At 44.6% G+C, this 20,829-nt stretch carries 16 protein-coding genes; 8 read left to right on the plus strand and 8 right to left on the minus strand.

The genetic code is table 11. The features are described 5' to 3' along the window. Both mfd and R7190_RS04285 read right to left on the minus strand, forming a co-directional pair. Entirely contained in the window at nt 1–3,462 is a 3,462-nt protein-coding gene (mfd, locus tag R7190_RS04280; RefSeq protein WP_053303252.1) for a transcription-repair coupling factor, read from the minus strand. Between the two features lie 5 nt (nt 3,463–3,467). Further along, nucleotides 3,468–4,037 carry a hypothetical protein gene (locus R7190_RS04285; protein ID WP_017634743.1) on the minus strand — a complete coding sequence of 190 codons (570 nt, stop codon included), beginning with the start codon at nt 4,035–4,037 and terminating at the stop codon, nt 3,468–3,470. A 249-nt stretch (nt 4,038–4,286) separates the two neighbouring features. Here R7190_RS04285 and lolC point away from each other — a divergent pair, with 249 nt between their 5' ends. Genes lolC through lolE form a run of 3 tightly spaced genes read left to right on the plus strand, consistent with a single transcriptional unit; the run spans nt 4,287 to nt 7,442 of the window. Then, nucleotides 4,287–5,495 carry a lipoprotein-releasing ABC transporter permease subunit LolC gene (gene lolC / locus R7190_RS04290; protein ID WP_031778997.1) on the plus strand — a complete coding sequence of 403 codons (1,209 nt, stop codon included), beginning with the start codon at nt 4,287–4,289 and terminating at the stop codon, nt 5,493–5,495. Further along, a complete protein-coding gene (lolD, locus tag R7190_RS04295; RefSeq protein ID WP_005378457.1) occupies nt 5,488–6,195 on the plus strand; it encodes a lipoprotein-releasing ABC transporter ATP-binding protein LolD in 708 nt (235 codons plus the stop codon). Before lolC ends, lolD begins: the two co-directional genes overlap by 8 nt. 2 nt (nt 6,196–6,197) lie before the next feature. Next, a complete protein-coding gene (gene lolE / locus R7190_RS04300) occupies nt 6,198–7,442 on the plus strand; it encodes a lipoprotein-releasing ABC transporter permease subunit LolE (protein WP_186584400.1) in 1,245 nt (414 codons plus the stop codon). 148 nt (nt 7,443–7,590) lie between these two features. Here the strand turns inward: lolE and R7190_RS04305 are convergent, their stop codons facing one another. Next, nucleotides 7,591–8,100, minus strand: a complete 510-nt coding sequence (locus R7190_RS04305; protein WP_005387834.1) for a DUF2062 domain-containing protein — start codon at nt 8,098–8,100, stop codon at nt 7,591–7,593. A gap of 8 nt (nt 8,101–8,108) precedes the next feature. Here R7190_RS04305 and R7190_RS04310 point away from each other — a divergent pair, with 8 nt between their 5' ends. From R7190_RS04310 to kdsB, 5 genes are read left to right on the plus strand one after another with little or no spacing between them, the layout of a single operon-like run. Then, entirely contained in the window at nt 8,109–10,364 is a 2,256-nt protein-coding gene (locus R7190_RS04310; protein ID WP_186584399.1) for a DNA internalization-related competence protein ComEC/Rec2, read from the plus strand. 31 nt (nt 10,365–10,395) lie between these two features. Next, complete coding sequence (gene msbA, locus R7190_RS04315) at nt 10,396–12,144, plus strand: lipid A ABC transporter ATP-binding protein/permease MsbA (protein WP_186584398.1); 1,749 nt, start codon at nt 10,396–10,398, stop codon at nt 12,142–12,144. Between the two features lie 5 nt (nt 12,145–12,149). Beyond that, a complete protein-coding gene (gene lpxK / locus R7190_RS04320) occupies nt 12,150–13,157 on the plus strand; it encodes a tetraacyldisaccharide 4'-kinase (RefSeq protein ID WP_186584397.1) in 1,008 nt (335 codons plus the stop codon). Then, entirely contained in the window at nt 13,138–13,317 is a 180-nt protein-coding gene (locus tag R7190_RS04325) for a Trm112 family protein (protein ID WP_005378451.1), read from the plus strand. Before lpxK ends, R7190_RS04325 begins: the two co-directional genes overlap by 20 nt. Further along, nucleotides 13,317–14,072, plus strand: coding sequence for a 3-deoxy-manno-octulosonate cytidylyltransferase (kdsB, locus tag R7190_RS04330; protein WP_053349434.1), 756 nt, complete (start codon nt 13,317–13,319; stop codon nt 14,070–14,072). Before R7190_RS04325 ends, kdsB begins: the two co-directional genes overlap by 1 nt. 79 nt (nt 14,073–14,151) lie before the next feature. Here kdsB and R7190_RS04335 read toward each other — a convergent pair whose 3' ends face one another. The 5 genes from R7190_RS04335 to R7190_RS04355 form a co-directional block, all read right to left on the minus strand. Further along, complete coding sequence (locus tag R7190_RS04335; protein WP_005378449.1) at nt 14,152–15,711, minus strand: SpoVR family protein; 1,560 nt, start codon at nt 15,709–15,711, stop codon at nt 14,152–14,154. 11 nt (nt 15,712–15,722) lie between these two features. After that, complete coding sequence (locus tag R7190_RS04340; RefSeq protein ID WP_186584396.1) at nt 15,723–16,994, minus strand: YeaH/YhbH family protein; 1,272 nt, start codon at nt 16,992–16,994, stop codon at nt 15,723–15,725. A 47-nt stretch (nt 16,995–17,041) separates the two neighbouring features. Then, a complete protein-coding gene (locus tag R7190_RS04345) occupies nt 17,042–18,976 on the minus strand; it encodes a PrkA family serine protein kinase (protein WP_005378447.1) in 1,935 nt (644 codons plus the stop codon). 493 nt (nt 18,977–19,469) lie between these two features. After that, nucleotides 19,470–19,970 carry a YfbU family protein gene (locus R7190_RS04350; protein ID WP_005378446.1) on the minus strand — a complete coding sequence of 167 codons (501 nt, stop codon included), beginning with the start codon at nt 19,968–19,970 and terminating at the stop codon, nt 19,470–19,472. A 136-nt stretch (nt 19,971–20,106) separates the two neighbouring features. Continuing rightward, on the minus strand, nt 20,107–20,772 hold the full coding sequence (locus R7190_RS04355; protein WP_054575461.1) for an energy-coupling factor ABC transporter permease: 666 nt from the start codon (nt 20,770–20,772) through the stop codon (nt 20,107–20,109). Nucleotides 20,773–20,829: the final 57 nt, after the last annotated feature.

The raw sequence follows: 20,829 nt of genomic DNA on the forward strand, positions 1-20,829 counted from the left end.
TTAGCTCGTTGGTAATAAATTCTGTTTAAAATCATTCAGTAAGTCTTGAACAAACTGAATGCGTTTACGTCGGTCCACCAATGGTACGCTAAACTTGAACTTAGTTGGACCTTCCATTGCAAATTTTTGCGGCTGTGATTGCAGCAGTTTAACTAAATACGCTGGATTTATGTCAGCATCAGGGTAAAACTCGATAAATCCACCTTTATCATGGGCTTCTATCTTTTTCGCTTTTAAACTACCAGCCGAAATTTTCAATTCTGAGACGGCAAGTAAGTTCTTTGTTGCGTCTGGAAGCAAACCAAAGCGATCAATCAGTTCCACTTTTAGCTCTGATAGTTCATCACTGCTTGTGACACTCGCAATGCGTTTGTACATCGACAGTCGTGTGTTTACATCCGGAATGTAATCATCTGGTAAGAGCGCTGGGATTCGCATTTCCACTTCAGTTTGCTCACGAAGCAGCTCATCCAAAGATGGCTCCTTGCCTTCTTTTAATGCTTGCACTGCTTGTTCCAGCATTTCCATATAAAGTGTAAAACCAACGGATTGAATTTGCCCACTTTGCTCATCACCAAGCAGCTCACCAGCACCACGGATTTCTAAATCGTGGGTTGCTAACGTAAAGCCAGCACCTAAGTCTTCCAGTGAAGCAATCGCATCAAGACGCTTGATGGCATCTTTGGTCATGGCTTTTGGATGTGGCGTTAATAAGTAAGCATAGGCTTGATGGTGCGAACGTCCAACACGGCCACGTAATTGATGCAACTGCGCCAAGCCAAGATTGTCCGCACGATCCATGATTATGGTATTCGCCGTTGGTACGTCGATACCGGTTTCGATGATGGTTGTACACACCAACACATTAAAGCGCTGATGGTAGAAGTCATTCATGATTCGCTCAAGTTCGCGCTCGCGCATTTGACCATGAGCCACGGTAATACGTGCCTCTGGGATGAGCTTCTGTAAGTCTTCTGCCGTTTTTTCAATGGTTTCAACCTGATTGTGCAGGAAGTAAACCTGACCACCACGCATAATTTCACGCAGTACCGCTTCACGGACCACTGGCTCTTCTTTTTGTCGAACAAAGGTTTTAATGGCTAAACGGCGTGCAGGAGGTGTCGCGATGATCGACAGGTCTCGCATGCCACTCATTGCCATATTCAGTGTGCGTGGAATTGGTGTTGCGGTGAGGGTAAGAATGTCCACATCCGCACGCATTGCTTTGACTTTTTCTTTTTGACGAACCCCGAAGCGGTGTTCCTCATCAACGATCAACAAACCTAAATCTTTGAATTTAATGTCGCTCGAAAGCAGCTTATGCGTACCAACGACAATGTCTACTTTACCATCGGCAACGTCTTGCAGAATGACTTTTTGTTCTTTGGCAGATTTAAAACGAGACAGTACTTCAACTCGGATTGGTAAGTTGGCAAAACGGTCACGGAAGTTTTCGAAATGCTGCTGAGCAAGCAAGGTTGTTGGTACGAGTACGGCGACCTGTTTACTGTTATCCGTTGCGACAAATGCTGCGCGCATAGCGACTTCCGTTTTACCAAAGCCCACGTCACCACATACTAAGCGATCCATTGCTTTTGCCTGGCACATGTCTGACAATACGGCATTGATGGCCATCGCTTGGTCATCTGTTTCTTCAAACGGGAATGTTGCTTTAAATGTTGCGTATTGCCCACGATCTAGCTCAAATTTGAAGCCCGGTTTTAATTCTCGTTTTGCATACACATCCAGCAATTCTGCCGCGACGTCACGCACTTTTTCTGCCGCTTTACGACGTGCTTTTGCCCACGCTTCACCACCTAATTTATGCAGTGGCGCACTCTCTTCAGCGCCGCCAGAATAACGGCTGATAAGATTCAGTGATGAAACTGGCACGTAGAGCTTGGCATCGTTTTGATACTCAAGGGTGACGTATTCCGTTTTCATACCACCGGCTTCAAGTGTTTGTAAACCGATGTAGCGGCCAATACCGTGATCAATATGAACCACAGGTTGGCCGGGTTTTAGTTCGGCAAGGTGGCGAATAACGGTGTCACTGTTGACGGCTTTTTTATCTTTGCGGCGTCGCTGGATAACACGGTCACCGAGTAGATCACTTTCACAGATCAGAGCGAAGTTCAGATCTTCGTGAATGAAACCATGCTCTGCTGCGCCTAAGACCAAGCTGAATCGATCACCCGAGTCTAGAGCTTGGTAAAGTGAGCCATGTACGACTGGCCGAACTTTGATGCCTTGCAACAGCTCCGTTAGTGCTTCACGACGACCTTCTGACTCTACCGAGAAAACGATTTTTCCGCTGAATTGCTCACTAAACTGACGAAGGCGCGAGAGCGGCTCTTTATTTTGTTGCTGAACGCCAAGCTCGGCTAACGATTGTACGGGTAGGTTTTGACGACCGGCACGCTTAACCACTTTATCTAGGCTCAATTGAGCGATAGGGAGCTGTTTTAGTTGACTGAAAAGTTCGTCTTTTTTCAACCAAAGCTGTTCAGGAGTCAAAAGAGGACGCAACGGATCAACTTTTTTCTGGTCGTATCGATATTCGACATCGGTTAAGAAAGTATCGACCGCAGATTCGATATCACCATATGTGATGACTTGAGAGTCTTCTGGCAAATATTCAAATAAAGTCTCGGTATGGTCAAAAAACAGCGGCTGCCAATACTCAATACCAGCGGGCCACGTGCCTTTGGTCACTTGCATGTAGATTGATTCAGGCTCGCGGCGTGCGTCGAACTGGGTGCGCCAACGTGTACGGAAATCTTCAATCGCTTCTTTAGTGGTTGGGAACTCATGTGCAGGCAGCAATTGGATTTGCTGAATATCGTCGATAGAGCGTTGGTTCTCTGGATCAAACGTGCGAATGGTATCTATTTCATCATCAAAGAAGTCGATGCGGTACGGGTCATTGCTGCCCATAGGAAAGAGATCCAGAATAGACCCACGACTTGCATATTCACCTGGTCCAAATACTTGATCTACATGGCGGTAGCCAGAATTTTCAAGTTGTACACGTAACTTCTCTAGCGAGAGCCGATCACCAGTTTTCACCATTAAAGTGTGTTGCAACAGAAAATCACGTGGCGATTGGCGTTGCAATACTGTACTGACCGGGACGATGGTTATGCCATCACGTTGACTTGGCAGTTGGTATAGGCGTGCGATACGTTCAGAGATGATTTCTTGATGCGGAGAAAAGTTATCGTAAGGCAGCGTTTCCCAGTCGGGGAACAGGCTTACCGTTTGGTCGGTGAATTGCTCAATCTCTGCCTGAAGCTTTAAAGCGATTTGCGGGTCAGGCACAACGAGTAGCGAGTGACTCGAATGCTGCTTGGCTAGCTCTGCAATGGCTAGAGGTAGAGCTGCGCCCGGCAAATTACCTAGCTGTTTTTTGTCGCCACGCTCTGAAGGGTTGGTGACGGAAAGAATCGTTGCTTTTGTCATAGGAATTATTTTTTATCTCGCTCCATCGAGCGCTGACGTAAAAGTTTTTGTTGTTGATACAGTGCCGCCTTTATCAGTAAATCTTGATCAGATTCTCGGAGCATCTTGTATCTAAGCGTGATAATGAAATCTTGCTCTGAAGCATCACATTCTTCTACTTGAGCGTAACAGTAAATCGCCGCAGCAGGGTGATCGAGGAACAGTTTAACACGAACGAGTTGTTGAGTAGTTAACGCTGTATCTGAGCGGAAACTGAGTTGACTAGCACCAAACTGCGTCGTTTGATATCGAATGGAGGCGTCATCTTGTTGTGAAAGCATAAAGCTCAACAAGAGGTTAAGTTTCGCGTTTTGCGTATCAAGCAAGTTGATCACATGCTTTAACTCTTTGTTTTTCAGCTCTAGACGCGCGTTGTCTGCCAACATATCTAAGTGACTAAATTCACTGGCGACAATAAATGGTGCTGGAATTTCGGAGGCAAATGTTTCTTCATCTGGCAAAGCAAAGTCCGCACTCAACGTTTCGACGTTGATGGTGAGGTTATGATGGACGGTAAAGTATTCTTGCTCTGTCATATAGTCGATCCTTTTGCCAGTGAGCGCTCCCTGTTCACTCAACAAACAAAGAGAAATAGGGCACTGATTATCGCTAACTGAATGAAGTTATCAAGTTTAGCCGGTTTGTCCTTGAACTTTTTGCCCTAAATACAGACTTATTGCATGTCGTTGACAAATTTAGCGATTCTCTTGTCTTCTTAATGAGAAGAGTAAGGTAAGATAATCCGCTAAAGCTTTATATCAAAACAACCAGTTGGTTTGTCTTATATGTATCATCCTATCTCATTGTTTATTGGCTTAAGGTATCTTCGGGGACGCTCTGGAGATAGGTTCAGCCGATTTGTTTCTTATATGTCGACGGCGGGTATTACGATCGGTGTAATGGCGTTGGTGACGGTTCTTTCTGTGATGAACGGGTTTGAATCGCAGTTAAAAGAACGCATTTTAGGTGTGCTACCTCATGCCGTTGTTTCGCAACACGATGGAAAAACGCCTATGACCGAGTCTGCCCCTCCATTTGTTCAAGCGATGTCGAGTGAATCTCAGCCGGAACCTATCGTTAGAGGAGAGGCTGTTATTCAGAGTTCTGCACAGCTGACGGCTGGTTACCTCATCGGTATTGAACCTAAGAAAGGCGATCCGATTAGCAACCATTTGATTGCCGGACGATTATCGTCACTTCAAGCAGGTGACTACAATGTATTTTTGGGTCACAGTTTGGCGCGTTCACTAAAGGTCTCAATCGGGGATAAAGTGCGCTTGATGGTGACCAACGCAACGCAGTTTACCCCACTTGGCCGTATTCCTAGCCAGCGAAACTTTACTGTCTCAGGCATTTTCAATACGGGATCGGACGTTGATGGTCAATTAATGATTGTGAACATGACGGATGCATCTAAGCTGATGCGTTTCCCTAAAGACACGGTTTCTGGTTGGCGTGTCTTTTTCTCTGACCCATTTATGGTGACGGATTTTGCTGACCAACCCATGCCTGATGGATGGGAATGGAGTGATTGGCGCGAACAGCGTGGTGAGCTTTTCCAAGCGGTGAAAATGGAAAAGAACATGATGGGACTTATGCTAGGTCTAATTGTGGGTGTCGCTGCATTCAATATTATCTCCGCTTTAATCATGGTGGTAATGGAGAAGCAATCAGAAGTCGCAATATTGAAAACTCAAGGCATGACTCAATCTCAAGTGATGACCATTTTCATGGTGCAAGGTGCAAGCAGTGGTGTAATTGGCGCGATTGTTGGTGGCGCTGCGGGCGTGATCTTGTCACTTAATCTAAATGCGATTCTTGAATCTGCTGGTGTGGCGCTATTCAGCTTTGGTGGTCATCTACCCATCTTGATTGATTCACTGCAAATTCTTTTAGTGGTGGTATTGGCGATTGCTCTTAGCCTTGCTGCTACGCTTTATCCTTCTTATCGAGCATCTTCTGTTAAACCTGCTGAGGCACTTCGCTATGAATAAGCTATTAGAATGTCGTGATATTCGTAAAGTCTACCGAGAGGGTTCGTTAGATACGGAAGTGTTGAAAGGCGTAAGTTTCGATATCGACAAAGGGGAGTTGGTTTCTATTGTTGGCTCTTCTGGTTCGGGAAAAAGTACCTTATTGCATATTTTAGGTGCGTTAGATGACGCAACTCATGGTGAAGTTGATTTTCTAGGGCAAAACCTATCAGCTTTGAGCTCGAACAAACAGGCGGCATTACGCAACAAGCACCTTGGTTTTGTATACCAGTTTCATCACTTGTTGGCTGACTTTACTGCGCTTGAAAATGTGGCGATGCCACTGATGATTGGCGGTGCTAAAGTAGCGGATGCAAAACAGGCGGCTAAAGCGCTGTTAGATAAAGTTGGTTTGAGTCATCGGATGCAACATAGACCCTCCGAGTTATCGGGCGGTGAGCGTCAGCGTGTTGCGATTGCGCGTGCATTGGTGAATAAACCTGACCTGGTCTTGGCTGATGAACCTACGGGGAACTTAGATCACAATACGGCACTGTCTATCTATGATTTGATGCGCGAGCTCAATAAAGAGTCAAACATTGCATTTTTGGTTGTCACGCATGACAAAGAGCTGGCAGCAAAAATGGATCGTCAAATGCACATGCAAGATGGTTTGCTCGTAGATCGTTTTGTGACTGATACAGCATCTGCGGAGGGCTAGTTTTGTTTACCTCTTTAGCTTTGATGATTGGTGGTCGCTTCAGTCGAGCGAAAAAGCGCAACAAGATGGTGTCTTTCATATCGCTTTCTTCGACTATTGGTATTGCGGTTGGCGTTGCTGTGATCATTATCGGTTTGTCTGCAATGAATGGCTTTGAGCGCGAGCTGCAATCGCGTGTGTTGTCTGTGATCCCACACGGCGAGTTAGAAGGTGTTAATGGACCACTTCAGGACTACACCAAAACGATGAATCAAGCTCTAAAACATGAACATGTTGTTGCGGCAGCACCGTATGTTCGTTTTACGGGTTTGGCAGAAAAAGGCAGTAAGCTAAAAGCGATAGAAGTTCGTGGTGTAGAGCCTACTTTCGAGCAAGCGGTGTCGAGTTTGTCGAATTTTATTGACCAAGCTGCTTGGCAAAACTTTTATGCTGGTCAGCAGCAAGTGATCTTAGGCCGAGGTGTAGCAAACGAGCTAAATGTCGGCGTGGGGGATTATGTGACGTTAATGATTCCGCAAACAGGCGGCGCAAATAAAGTGCAGGCTCCTAAGCGTGTGCGCGTGAAGGTGTCAGGGTTCTTAACGTTGAATGGCCAAATCGACCACTCTCTAGCGTTAGTACCATTAGCTGATGCGCAGCAATACGCGAGGTTAGGGGAAGGGGTCACAGGCATTTCACTAAAAACTGACGATGTTCTCAATGCGCCTTCTATTGTTCGCGAGGTTGGTAGCATGGTTGATGTTTACGTGTATTTGAAAAGCTGGCAGCAAAAGTTTGGTTTTTTGTATCGCGATATTCAGCTCGTGCGCACCATTATGTACTTGGTGATGGTACTGGTGATTGGCGTGGCATGTTTTAATATTGTGTCTACGTTGATGATGGCAGTGAAAGACCGAGCGGCGGAAATTGCAATTTTGCGAACAATGGGAGCAAAAGATAGCCTAATCAAACGGATCTTTGTTTGGCAAGGTGTATTCTCTGGTGTATTTGGTAGTCTCGTCGGCAGTGTTATCGGTGTCTTAGTGGCGTTAAACCTGACTCCGTTAATTAAAGGGTTAGAGAGCTTAATTGGTCATCAGTTTTTATCGGGTGATATTTACTTCGTCGACTTCTTACCATCACAACTACACTGGCCAGATGTGGCATTGGTGTCAGTGACGGCGATAGTGCTTAGTTTACTTGCGACGTGGTATCCTGCTTCGCGTGCCGCAAGGTTGAATCCGGCGGCTGTACTGAGTTCTAAATAGCGGATTGTTTTACAATATGCGAAAAACAAAAAGGACCGAATTCGGTCCTTTTTTGTATTTATCCGACTTGAGTAACATCGCGTTTCATTCTAACTGTTAGATGCCCCTCAACTGATAGCTCAAATGCTGATTTTTACGCAGTAAGGTCTTATCTTATTTTGCGTTTTTGCCAGCTCCGTACCACGGAGTAGCGCCAAAGCCCTCGAATTCCGAAGTAGCCAATAATCGCGGATACAACCCCACAAATTGCGCAGCCCAATAGAAATGGAGGTCCAATGGTGCTCATTTGCTGCATGATGAATTCCCACGATAGTTCAAAGTGAAAAGGTTGCGGGGGAAGACGCATCACTAGAGCACCTAGCTTGTACGCAAAGTAAAATAGCACAGGCATAGTGATAGGATTGCTGATCCATACCAAAGCGACGGAGAGGGGCAGATTGACACCCAACATAATGGCCAAACCAGCGGCCATGATCATTTGGCTCGGCAGCGGAACAAAAGCCATAAATAACCCGACAGCAAAAGCCCCTGATGCCGAGCGGCGGTTTAAGCACCACAAGTTTGGGTTGTACAACACATTGCCGAAGACCTTCAATGCTTTTTGGCGTTTGATCAATTCATGATCTGGCATGAAGCGTTTTATCAGCTTTCTAGGCATAGGACAGCATGACTCTCTCAGAAAAAAGTTGGACCTTGGCGTTATTTGTAGCGAGCGTAATCTCGTCAGCTTGGTGGCCGACAATACCAGATTGGCGTTGGTTGCTGCTGGGAATAATAACCACTGGCTCAATAATCAAATTACGTCGTGGCTTAATTAGCATAGGCGCAATTGCGGGCTTTATGGTTGTCATCGTCCACGGCAATGTATTGGAGTCTCAGAGACAAGCCCTTTTTCAAGCAGGGGAGAATATTACCATAATTGGTAAAGTTGACAGCCCTTTTACGCAAATAAGTCACGGTTATGAAGGTATTGTCGCTATAGAAGCGGTAAATTCTCAAACTCTGTTACCTTTTCTTAAACCTAAAATCCGTCTTATTACGCCTTTTCCACTCGATGTTAACAGTGAGTTTACGACATCCATCTCGTTAAAGCCGATTATAGGTCTACGCAACGAAGCTGGCTTTGATGCTGAAAAGCACGCGATGGGTAAAAATATTATCGCCCGAGCGGTTGTTAACAAAGACGCTCAGTGGATTGTTCGTTCTAATGTATCTCTGCGTCAATCCATTATTGCCGATGTCGCTGATGATGTGTCTTCCCTTCATCATTTCTCGTTAATAAGTGCGTTAGTTTTTGCTGACCGTTCTTGGTTGTCTAAGGAAGATTGGCAAGCGCTCAGGGACAGTGGTTTACTGCATTTGGTCTCCATTTCTGGTTTACATATTGGTATGGCGTTTACTTTTGGGCTAGTCGTGGGCGGTACCGTTCGTTATCTATTACCCCAATACCAGTTGTTACCTAGCTTATATGGGCTGATCTTCGCTGTTGCCTACGCTTGGTTAGCGGATTTCTCTCTGCCTACTACGCGAGCAGTGTCGGTATGCGTTGTTTACGTTCTCCTGAAGTATACTCTGGTGCACTGGACTTCTTGGCGAGTTCTTTTGCTTGCAGTATCTCTACAACTGCTTGTCCAACCTTTTGCATCCTACAGTATGAGCTTTTGGTTATCGTACCTCTCCGTTTGTGCGGTATTGTTCGCAATTAATTTGATTCGACATCAAAGGGGAGGTTGGAAAGCGCGATTAAAAGCGTTATTGCTTACTCAATTGATGTTGAGCGCTTTAATCGTACCTGTTAGTGGCCATTTCTTCTCCGGTTTTAGTTTGTCCTCAATAGCCTACAACTTGGTATTTATTCCTTGGTTCGGATTTATCGTTGTACCTTTGATGTTTCTAGCCCTGTTCTCATCTTTGTTTCTTGAAATGATAGCGAAGCCTCTGTGGCATTTGGTGGACTGGTCATTACAGCCATTGAGCACGTCAATACAGTACGCAGTAGGTTCTTGGCAACCCATTAGCATGGAAATGACAATGCTGGTTATGGTGATAGTGGTTTGCTTAATATTTCAACGGTTCATGTCTCAGTACGCGTGGTATTTGTTACTCGGCATCGTTATTAGTATCAAGTTTGCAGCGGAGTATGAACCGCATTGGCGTATCGATGTATTAGATGTAGGTCATGGCCTTGCAGTGGTTGTAGAAAAAGACGACAAGGTGTTGCTGTATGACACTGGTAAAGCATGGCAAAGTGGCAGTATCGCAGAGCAGGTCGTCACTCCGGTTTTGCATCAACGAGGTTATGAAAGCATAGATACACTGATTCTAAGCCATTCCGATAATGATCACGCAGGCGGCCGCTTTTTCATTGAAGATGCCTTTTCTCCACAGCGTAAACTTAGTAGTCAATTCTTTATCGGATATGAACCTTGCACTAGAGGCGACCAATGGAAATGGCAAGGATTAAAGATGGAAGTGCTCTGGCCTCCTGCACTTGTTCAACGTGCGTATAATCCGCACTCCTGTGTATTACGACTTACTGACCCTATTTCTAACTTTAGTATGCTTTTTACTGGTGATATTGAGGCCATTAGCGAGTGGATTTTGCTTAGAGAACCCGGAAAGTTACAAAGCGATGTGATGCTAGTCCCTCACCACGGGAGTAAAAGTTCATCGAATCCTCGATTTATCGAGGCGGTGAGCCCGAGTGTGGCGGTTGCTTCTTTAGCAAAAAACAATCGATGGGGAATGCCAGCGGAAAATGTCGTTGCTTCATACCGAAAGCTTGGCATTACTTGGCTTGATACTGGTGAGGGTGGTCAGGTAAGCTTCTTTATTCACCGTGATAATTGGCGCTCAGAAACCAAACGTAGCGATACATTTGAGCCTTGGTATAGGCAGATGCTGCGTAAGGGAGTAGAATGAGAGTCTTAATGTAAGAAAATAAAGCACTTCTATGTCGATAAATACTGATGAAACGACTTGGCAGACGTTTAAGCGTCTATGGCAATTTATTCGCCTTTATAAGTCAGGTCTTGTCGTTGCAGTCATTGCATTAGTTATTAATGCCATATCAGATACCTATATGATTTCCCTGCTAAAACCACTACTCGATGAAGGTTTTGGGAACGCTGAATCTGATTTTTTACGCACGCTTCCATTGATTATTTTTGCCATGATGTTCATCCGTGGCATAAGTGGATTTGTCTCCACCTACTGTTTGAGCTGGGTATCTGGCAACGTAGTTATGCAAGTCCGTCGCATGGTGTTCAATCACTTTATGCATATGCCAGTGTCTTACTTTGATAAGGAAAAGACGGGCAATTTATTGTCGCGTATAACCTACGACTCAGAGCAAGTGTCAGCGGCAACTAGCCAAGCGTTGGTGAGCATTGTCCGTGAAGGCGCAAGTATCATTGGTCTGTTAGTTTTGATGTTTTACAACAGCTGGCAGTTGTCGCTAGTGCTGTTTGCTGTTGCTCCCGTTGTAGCATGGGGTATTGGTGTTGTTTCTAAACGTTTTAGAAAAATATCCAAAAATATGCAGACCATGATGGGTAACGTAACTGCATCAGCAGAGCAGATGCTGAAAGGCCATAAAGTTGTGTTGAGCTATGGCGGCCAAGACATCGAACGTAAACGATTTGAAAAAGTCAGCAACCAAATGCGTCAACAAAGCATGAAGTTGGTGACGGCTCAAGCGGCGGCTAACCCTATCATCCAAATGATTGCATCACTTGCAATTGTTGCCGTTCTTTATTTAGCAAGTATTGATTCGATTAAAGAGCAACTGACTCCAGGTACATTTACTGTTGTCTTCTCTGCAATGTTTGGTCTGATGCGCCCACTTAAAGCGCTGACTAACGTTACTTCTCAGTTCCAACGTGGTATGGCCGCGAGCCAAACGCTCTTCGCGTTAATTGACCTCGAGCCTGAGAAAAACGAAGGTAAGTTGACAGTTGAACGCGCAAATGGCGATGTTTCAGTTAAAAACGTAAGCTTTACTTACACTGGTGCAGAAAAACCAGCATTGGAAAATGTCAGCTTCGATATTCCAAGAGGAAAAACGGTGGCGCTAGTTGGCCGTTCTGGCTCAGGTAAAAGTACCATCGCGAACTTGTTCAACCGCTTCTATGATGTTGACAGTGGATCTATCACATTAGATGGGCATGATATTCGTGATTACGAGCTAAAGAATTTACGCCAGCAATTTGCACTAGTATCGCAAAATGTTCATTTGTTTAATGACACGATAGCAAACAATATTGCGTACGCAACGGATGGCCAATATGAGCGCAGTGATATCGAGAAAGCGGCAACACTCGCGCATGCGATGGAGTTCATCAGCAAAATGGATGATGGACTTGATACCATGATTGGTGAAAATGGTGCTAGCTTGTCTGGTGGTCAACGCCAACGTGTTGCGATTGCGCGAGCTCTATTGCGTGATGCTCCAGTGCTGATTCTTGATGAGGCAACTTCGGCTTTGGATACCGAATCCGAGCGAGCTATTCAAGCTGCACTTGATGAGCTGCAAAAAGATAAAACGGTACTTGTAATAGCGCACCGCTTATCCACAATCGAGAAAGCCGATGAAATTCTTGTGGTTGATGATGGTGCCATCATTGAACGTGGCAACCACGCTGAGCTTATTAAGAAAAATGGTGCGTATGCACAATTGCACCGTATTCAGTTTGGTGAATAAGCGCGGTGGTTGAAAAAATCTGGTTTGAAAACCATCCAATAAAATACCTCTTGTGGCCGCTTTTGTGGCCACTGAGTTTATTATTTGGAACGATAAGCAAGTCAAAGCGAAAGCAATACCAAACTGGCCGCAAGCAAGCTTATAATGCGCCAATACCTGTTGTTGTGGTTGGCAATATCACTGCTGGTGGCAATGGTAAAACACCAGTTGTTGTGTGGCTTGTTGAGCAACTACAGCAAATGGGCTTTAAGCCGGGGGTTGTTTCTCGTGGTTATGGGGCAAAGGCTCCTGCCTATCCGTTAGTGCTAAAAGAAGATACGCCAGCGAAGCATTGTGGCGATGAACCTAAGTTGATTCATCGCCGTACAGGAGCACCTGTTGCGGTAGATCCTGTGCGTTCAAATGCAGTGAAAGCACTGCTAGATTTGGATGTGGATATCATAATTACGGATGATGGATTACAACATTATGCGTTAGGCCGTGATATTGAGTTAGTGATTGTGGATGGGAATCGCCGGTTTGGGAATGAAAGCCTGATTCCATTAGGTCCTTTACGTGAAGGTATTGAGCGACTTAAAGAAGTCGACTTTATCATCACCAATGGCGGTCAAGCGCATACGGGCGAAATCGCAATGGCTTTAGCACCCTCTAAAGCTATTAATCTTAAGACTAAGCAACATGTGGATGTCTCGGAGTTGAAAGATCTCGTCGCATTTGCGGGCATTGGGCATCCTCCGCGGTTTTTTCATACACTAAACTCGATGAACGCAGATGTTAAAGTCACAAAAGGTTTTGCTGACCATCAAGACTTTGATCAACAAGAATTAGAAGCATTGGCTCAACAAGGGACCAATGTGGTTATGACCGAGAAAGATGCCGTCAAGTGCAGCCATTATGCGCAAGATAATTGGTGGTATCTGCCTGTATCTGCCCAGTTTGAATCAAACGATGCAGAGCAAATTTTAAATAGAATAAAAGAGGTTAAAGCGGCTTATGGATCACCGTCTACTTGAGATTGTAGCTTGCCCTGTTTGCAAAGGTAAGCTGACGTACGATAAAGATAATCAAGAGTTGATCTGCAAATTGGATCGCCTTGCTTACCCGATCAAAGAGGGTATTCCAGTTCTGCTAGAGCCTGAAGCTCGCACTATGAGCATGGATGAGGGACGCTAATGTCTTTTACGGTTGTCATCCCTTCGCGCTACGCATCGAGCCGTTTGCCTGGTAAACCGCTAGCGGATATTGGTGGTAAGCCTATGGTTCAGTGGGTTTATGAACAAGCGCTACAAGCGGGTGCGGAAGATGTCATCGTTGCAACTGATGACGAGCGTGTTGCGAAAGCGGTTTCGTCATTTGGTGGTAAAGTTTGTATGACCTCTCCCCACCACGAATCAGGTACGGAGCGTCTTGCCGAAGTTGTTGAAAAGATGGCTATTCCGTCAGACCACATTATTGTTAATGTGCAAGGGGATGAGCCTTTGATTCCGCCGTCCATCATTCGTCAGGTTGCTGATAACTTATCTGGGTGTGAAGCCCCGATGGCGACGTTAGCTGTAGAAATAGACTCGGAAGAGGAAGTGTTCAACCCGAACGCTGTTAAAGTTGTCGCAGATGAGCAAGGCTATGCGATGTACTTTAGTCGAGCAACCATCCCCTGGGATCGCGATAACTTTGCTAAACAAGACAAAACCATTGCCAACCCATTAATGCGTCATATTGGTATTTATGCTTATCGAGCTGGTTTCATTAATACGTATGTCAACTGGGCACCAAGTGCATTAGAGCAGATTGAGTGTCTTGAGCAACTGCGAGTGCTTTGGTACGGTGAAAAAATTCATGTGGCGGTAGCGAAAGAAGCACCAGCAGCAGGCGTTGATACGCCCGAAGATCTAGAAGCCGTGCGCGCGATTGTTGCAAAGCAAGCGTAACAAATGCTCATATAGATTTAAGAATAAACAAGGCTCCTGAATTAGGAGCCTTTTTGTTTTACTTGTATCGCGGTATTAGTTAAATGTTAGTGTCGTATTGGTTCCGTTTAGGGCAGGTCGCTAACACCTCTCGGTGACCGGTGTCTTTCACTTCTTGGAGAATGACATCAAAGCCCCATAATCGATACACGTGCTTTAGAACTTCTTCGTAACTATCATCAAGTGGGATGCGGTTGTGAGGAACGTACTGCAACGTAAGCGAGCGATCACCACGGACATCGACATTAAACACCTGAATGTTTGGCTCAAGATTAGATAAGTTATACTGAGCGGCTAGGGTTTCTCTAATGCGTTTATAACCCATCTCATCGTGTATCGCAGCGACTTCAATAAAGTTCTTATGATCATCATCGTTGATCGCAAACAACTTGAAATCACGCATTAATTTCGGAGAAAGGTATTGGCTAATAAAGCTTTCATCTTTGAAATTATGCATCGCGAAATGCACTGCATCTAACCAGTCGGTTCCTGCCAAGTCTGGAAACCACTCCTTGTCCTCATCAGTTGGTTCTTCACAGATACGCTTAATATCTCGGAACATGGCAAAGCCTAACGCGTAGGGGTTAATGCCATTAAAGTAAGGACTGTTATAAGGCGGCTGAGCCACGACACTGGTGTGGCTATGTAAGAACTCTAGAATGAACTTTTCAGACACCAAGCCCTCATCATAAAGATGGTTGAGTATGGTGTAGTGCCAGAACGTTGCCCAGCCCTCATTCATGACTTGCGTTTGTTTTTGCGGATAAAAATACTGACTGATCTTACGGACGATCCGAACAACTTCACGTTGCCATGGCTCTAACAACGGAGCATGTTTTTCGAAGAAGTAGAGCAAATTTTCCTGAGGCTCGCTTGGGAATCGCTCTTTAATGTCTTCCTCTTTCGTCTTGGCTGTTGGTACCGTGCGCCAAAGCTCATTAACTTGAGATTGTAGGTATGCTTCGCGTTCTTCTTGTCTTGCTTTTTCCTCTGTAATTGAGATTTTCTCTGGACGCTTGTAGCGGTCTACACCAAAGTTCATTAACGCGTGACAAGAGTCGAGAAGCTTTTCCACTTCTTTTACGCCATATCGTTCTTCACATTCGGCTAAGTACTTTTTGGCGAACAGCAGATAGTCGATAATAGAACTGGCGTCAGTCCACGTTTGGAATAGGTAATTACCTTTGAAAAAAGAGTTATGGCCGTAACACGCGTGCGCTATAACGAGTGCTTGCATTGTTACCGTATTTTCTTCCATCAAATAAGCAATACAAGGGTCGGAGTTAATCACAATCTCGTAGGCTAGCCCCATTTGACCATGTTTATAGTTCTGCTCTGTTTGGATGAATTTTTTACCAAATGACCAGTGATTGTAATTGATTGGCATGCCGATACTTGAGTAGGCATCCATCATCTGTTCTGAAGTAATCACTTCTATTTGGTTAGGGTAAGTGTCTAGGCGATAATGCTCCGCGACACGCTTAATTTCTTTGTGGTATCGCTCTAACAGCTCAAATGTCCAATCTGGTCCATCTGGCAACACTTTACTGTTACGCTTCTTAGGCGCCTCTCCTGAGAGGTTTCTCGTTGCGGTATTCATCGCTAGCCTCCTTACGCCGTTTCTTTTTGGAATAGTTCACGAAAGACTGGGAAAATATCCTCCACAGAGCGAATGTTTTTCATTGCGAAATTAGGAAACTCTTCAGTGAGTTTTTCGTACTCATGCCATAGAGTTTGGTGCGAGCGCCGTGTGATCTCTATGTAAGAGTAGTACTGACAGTTTGGAAGTAATTTGTTCACTAATAGATCCCGGCACCTTGGCGAATCATCTGCCCAGTTGTCACCGTCGGATGCTTGAGCTGCATATATGTTCCACTGACCAATCGGGTATCGCTCTTTTACTATTTCATCCATTAACTTGAGTGCGCTAGATACAATGGTGCCCCCGGTTTCTTGTGAGTAGAAAAATTCGTGCTCGTCCACTTCCTTCGCTTGGGTATGGTGGCGGATAAAGACGACTTCGACATTCTCGTAGGTACGAGTTAAGAACAAGTACAAAAGAACATAGAAGCGTTTTGCGATGTCTTTCGTTGCCTGATCCATCGAACCGGATACGTCCATTAGACAGAACATGACCGCTTGGCTCGATGGTACCGGGCGTTTCTCATAGTTCTTGAAGCGTAAGTCGAAGGTATCGATGAACGGCACGCTTTCGATTTTCTTGCGCAGTTCTTCAATTTCAGCCTTCAAGCGGTTCTCTTCAAACTGCTGAGCAGGTTCAATATTTTTGATGCGAGCAAGTTCGTCTTCTAACTCTTTAAGAAGTCGTTTCTTACCGGCAGTCATTGCAGTACGGCGCGCAAGAGATTGTTGCAGAGAACGTACTACGGCGATATTGGAAGGGATACCGGCAGTTTGAAAGCCTGCACGGTGTGTTTTCCATTCAGTGATTTTGGCAATTTGGTTTTTTTCTAGATTAGGCAGCTCGAGATCTTCGAACAAAATATCGAGGTACTCATCTTTTGATATTTGGAATACAAATTCGTCTTGGCCTTCTCCATCTGGACTGGCGTTCCCTTCTCCTGAGCCGCTACCCTGACCGCCACCTTTGGGACGCTCAATTTTATCACCAGCAATAAATTGATCGTTACCGGGATGAACTCGTTCGCGAACACCACCTTTGCCTTGATGAAATATAGGCTCATTGATGTCTTTGTGAGGGATAGAGACGTCTTCGCCCGTTTCCGTATTCGTAATCGAGCGTCGATTCACTGCGTCTGCTACCGACTCTTTTATTTGCTCTTTGTGGCGCTTCAAGAAGCGCTGTCGATTAACAGCGCTCTTGTTCTTGCCATTGAGCCTTCGGTCTATAAATTGCGCCATGAAATAGCCCTCTTCATGTTTCACAAGCGACCTAACTCAATACTGGGTTAGGATGACTTACGTACTCGTAGGTACCACTCAGAAAGTAGGCGAACCTGTTTCTCGGTATAGCCTTTTTCCATCATGCGAGCGACAAAGTCGTCGTGCTTCTTCTGATCTTCAGAAGAGGTTTTCGCATTAAATGAGATAACCGGAAGTAGCTCTTCGGTATTGGAGAACATTTTCTTCTCGATTACTGTGCGCAGTTTTTCGTAGCTGGTCCAAACCGGGTTTTGACCATTGTTATTCGCTTTCGCACGAAGCACAAAGTTAACGATTTCGTTTCGGAAATCTTTCGGGTTAGAAATACCAGCTGTTTTTTCGATCTTCTCTAGCTCAGCATTCAGTGAAGAGCGATCAAATAGCTGACCAGTTTCTGGATCTCGGTACTCTTGGTCTTGAATCCAGAAGTCTGCATAGGTGACATATCGGTCGAAGATGTTTTGGCCGTATTCAGAGTAAGACTCAAGATAAGCGGTCTGAATCTCTTTACCGATAAATTCAACGTATCGAGGTACTAGGTAGCCTTTCAAGAACTCGAGATATTTCTCTGCTGTTTCAGCAGGGAACTGTTCGCGCTCAACCTGTTGTTCAATCACATAGAATAGATGTACAGGGTTGGCTGCCACTTCGGTTTGGTCGAAGTTAAATACGCGTGACAAAATCTTAAAGGCAAAACGTGTTGAGAGACCGTTCATGCCTTCATCGACACCAGCATAATCACGATACTCTTGATAGCTTTTTGCCTTTGGATCCGTATCTTTCAGCGTTTCACCGTCGTATACGCGCATCTTAGAGAAGATGGACGAGTTCTCAGGCTCTTTAAGTCGAGAAAGAATACTGAATTGTGCCAGAGTCTCGAGTGTGCTTGGTGAACAAGGGGCTTGAGATAACTCACTGTTTTCGAGAAGTTTTTGGTAGATTTTGACTTCTTCTGAAACACGTAGACAGTAAGGTACTTTCACAATATAAACACGGTCCAAGAACGCTTCATTGTTCTTGTTGTTACGGAAGGTCTGCCACTCAGATTCGTTTGAGTGAGCCAGAATCATACCGTCGAATGGAATCGCAGAAAGGCCTTCTGTACCGTTGAAGTTGCCTTCTTGCGTTGCTGTTAGCAGCGGGTGAAGCACTTTGATTGGTGCTTTGAACATCTCAACGAATTCCATTAAACCTTGGTTTGCTTTACACAGCGCACCGGAGTAGCTGTAAGCGTCTGGATCGTCTTGCGAATAGTGTTCAAGCTTACGAATATCGACTTTACCAACCAATGATGAGATATCTTGGTTGTTTTCATCGCCTGGTTCAGTTTTGGCAATACCGATTTGGTCAAGGATAGAAGGGCGTACTTTCACTACTTTAAATTTGGTGATATCACCACCAAACTCGTGAAGACGTTTAGCGGCCCAAGGAGACATGATCGAGCGAAGATAACGGTGCTCGATGCCATACTCTTTTTTCAAAATATCGCCATCTTCTGTGGCTTTGAATAGGCAGAATGGATGGTCATTCACTGGGCTGCGTTCGCCGTTAGCAGTAAGAACATAAATAGGCATCTGTTCCATCAGAGCCTTAAGCTTTTCTGCAAGCGAAGACTTACCGCCACCTACAGGGCCGAGTAGGTAAAGAATCTGCTTACGCTCTTCTAGGCCTTGCGCCGCATGTTTTAGGTAAGACACAATTTGTTCTATAGCATCTTCCATGCCATAAAAGTCTTTAAAGGTTTCATAACGAGAGATAACACGATTCGAGAAGATTCGGCTTAGTCTCGGATCCTTTGCCGTATCGATTATCTCTGGTTCACCAATCGCCATCAGTAGGCGTTCTGCTGCATTAGCATAAGCGCTTTTGTCATCTTTACACAGGGCTAAAAACTCCTGTAACGACATCTCTTCATCTTTTGCAGCTTCATATCTTGATTGATAGTGGTCGAAAATACTCATGTCGCTTTCCCCTTTAATAGTCAGTCTACCGACGAACGTTGATTCAGGCTTTCCACCAACAGTTATGCTCGTTGTTGTTTGAATATACGTCCTGTTATCACATTTGGTTCGTACAGAATGTAAGATTGGCGACACCAAAGACTTTGCTTTATGGACGGTTTTTTCGTTACAACGGTGAGCGGTGGATATGAATTTTTCAATCACAGCCTTTCTCTACTTAAGCCTAGTCGGGGATTTGCAATTTTGCTTAACAATTATGAATTTATTGTAAAAGTGACATTTGAATCACTCTTTTATTAAGGACGAATTTATGTCGTGAATAGGTGCAATAGAAATCAAATATTTGGCAAAGACGGAAGAGTCTCAGTGATTCGTTGTTCTACATTGAGCAAGGCAAGTGAAAGAGGTAGGAAGAGAGCAAAGTCTTAGATAAGTTTGTGACAGGGTAAATAACAAGGAGAGCGGGCGCTCTCCTCATTCTTAGACGACCATTTTATGCGCTGAAGATTTGCGCTAGTTCGTTTTCACATAAATGATACTGACGAGGGCAGTTACGCCAAGTTTGCAGCATACGGCGGTATTTATCTAGCATCGGCATTTGGCTGTTAAAGTGATGATCTGCCTTGTCAAACTGAGGGTACAAACCTTCAGAATCGATGAGAAAACGTACGTAATGTACTTGTTGCGCTTCTGAAGCGATATCAAATCCCAAGAACTTCAAGCGACGTTGATCCACGTTGCTACGATCTTCATCGTCTAGCATGTTGTAAGACTCTTGCATCGCATGATACATCTCCATAACGTCGATGATCTCACGACACTCTGCTTCTGAGAGGCAGCCGAAATCTTTGTTCAACTCTCGCATTTGTAGTTCATAACCACGTTCAACGATCGTTTGTAAGCGTTTGTATTTGGCCGCATTACTTGGATCAAGTTGAGACATAAGGTTGTATTGGTTTGATAGAATCAAACGTTGAGCGTTTGACATTTCCATGGTGACCTCACTAGATATCTAATACATTTTTAATGTGCTTAGGTTAACGCTTAAGACATGAGTGAAACATGATCTCAACACATATTTAATACTAAAAAATGGCAAGAACTGTCACTTTTGACCAGTTTGAAAACACTTATTTATGGTAATGATTGTATATGTAGTCTCGGTCTGAAAATACTCTCAGCCACTCTGGCTTGAATACGGTTAAAACCGCCAGTGCCATACCATTTAATAGACCTTCTGGAAAGGCGAGCAACGGCACAAAAACAAAGTAGTTATGTTGAATGGTTTCCCAATCGTAGTGACCAACTGATAGGTGATAAAAAGAGTTAATGATGAGGTGCAGACTTCCTGTTATCGCGCCATTGAAAAATCCAGCAACGAAGATGAAAACAAAAATGTTTCGTGGTAAGTAGTGGTAACTCAGAAGAAACACTAAGTAACTAATGAAAATCGGAATTAGGGCAGATAGAACTAACGACGTGGGTAAGAGTAGCAAGGACACATCATGTAGTAGGTGGTTGACCAGCATTGCAGGGATACTGATTAGAAATGCCATGCGCCAACCATACATCATCGTCAGTGTTGTTAGTGCAAGAAAATGAATCTGTAATCCTTCTTTTACACCTGCTTGAGCTGTCCATAAAATACTGAAAAAGAAGAGCGTTGCAAAAACGAGGTGCTGAAATCCTTTTTCTTTTTCCAGTTTGGGCCAAACGACTTTTTTCCAATCTGGTAGGCAGTAGACTACTACTATCCAAATTGAGACAACAAGAGAGCCTAAGTTAAACAAATCCATGTTACTTCCTTCCTATGCGAACATGACGCAATCATTTCTATCGTTCTTTTTATACCT

This window comes from Vibrio sp. 1078-1 (assembly GCF_033340475.1).

Bases quoted from the DNA above. Each gene is read 5' to 3' on its own strand.
- R7190_RS04340 (WP_186584396.1), bottom strand. From the start codon at position 16,994: ATGGCGCAATTTATAGACCGAAGGCTCAATGGCAAGAACAAGAGCGCT.
- R7190_RS04355 (WP_054575461.1), bottom strand. From the start codon at position 20,772: ATGGATTTGTTTAACTTAGGCTCTCTTGTTGTCTCAATTTGGATAGTA.
- R7190_RS04285 (WP_017634743.1), bottom strand. From the start codon at position 4,037: ATGACAGAGCAAGAATACTTTACCGTCCATCATAACCTCACCATCAAC.
- R7190_RS04350 (WP_005378446.1), bottom strand. From the start codon at position 19,970: ATGGAAATGTCAAACGCTCAACGTTTGATTCTATCAAACCAATACAAC.
- R7190_RS04325 (WP_005378451.1), top strand. From the start codon at position 13,138: ATGGATCACCGTCTACTTGAGATTGTAGCTTGCCCTGTTTGCAAAGGT.
- R7190_RS04305 (WP_005387834.1), bottom strand. From the start codon at position 8,100: ATGCCTAGAAAGCTGATAAAACGCTTCATGCCAGATCATGAATTGATC.
- lolC (WP_031778997.1), top strand. From the start codon at position 4,287: ATGTATCATCCTATCTCATTGTTTATTGGCTTAAGGTATCTTCGGGGA.
- R7190_RS04310 (WP_186584399.1), top strand. From the start codon at position 8,109: ATGACTCTCTCAGAAAAAAGTTGGACCTTGGCGTTATTTGTAGCGAGC.
- R7190_RS04335 (WP_005378449.1), bottom strand. From the start codon at position 15,711: ATGAATACCGCAACGAGAAACCTCTCAGGAGAGGCGCCTAAGAAGCGT.
- kdsB (WP_053349434.1), top strand. From the start codon at position 13,317: ATGTCTTTTACGGTTGTCATCCCTTCGCGCTACGCATCGAGCCGTTTG.
- R7190_RS04345 (WP_005378447.1), bottom strand. From the start codon at position 18,976: ATGAGTATTTTCGACCACTATCAATCAAGATATGAAGCTGCAAAAGAT.
- mfd (WP_053303252.1), bottom strand. From the start codon at position 3,462: ATGACAAAAGCAACGATTCTTTCCGTCACCAACCCTTCAGAGCGTGGC.
- lolD (WP_005378457.1), top strand. From the start codon at position 5,488: ATGAATAAGCTATTAGAATGTCGTGATATTCGTAAAGTCTACCGAGAG.
- msbA (WP_186584398.1), top strand. From the start codon at position 10,396: ATGTCGATAAATACTGATGAAACGACTTGGCAGACGTTTAAGCGTCTA.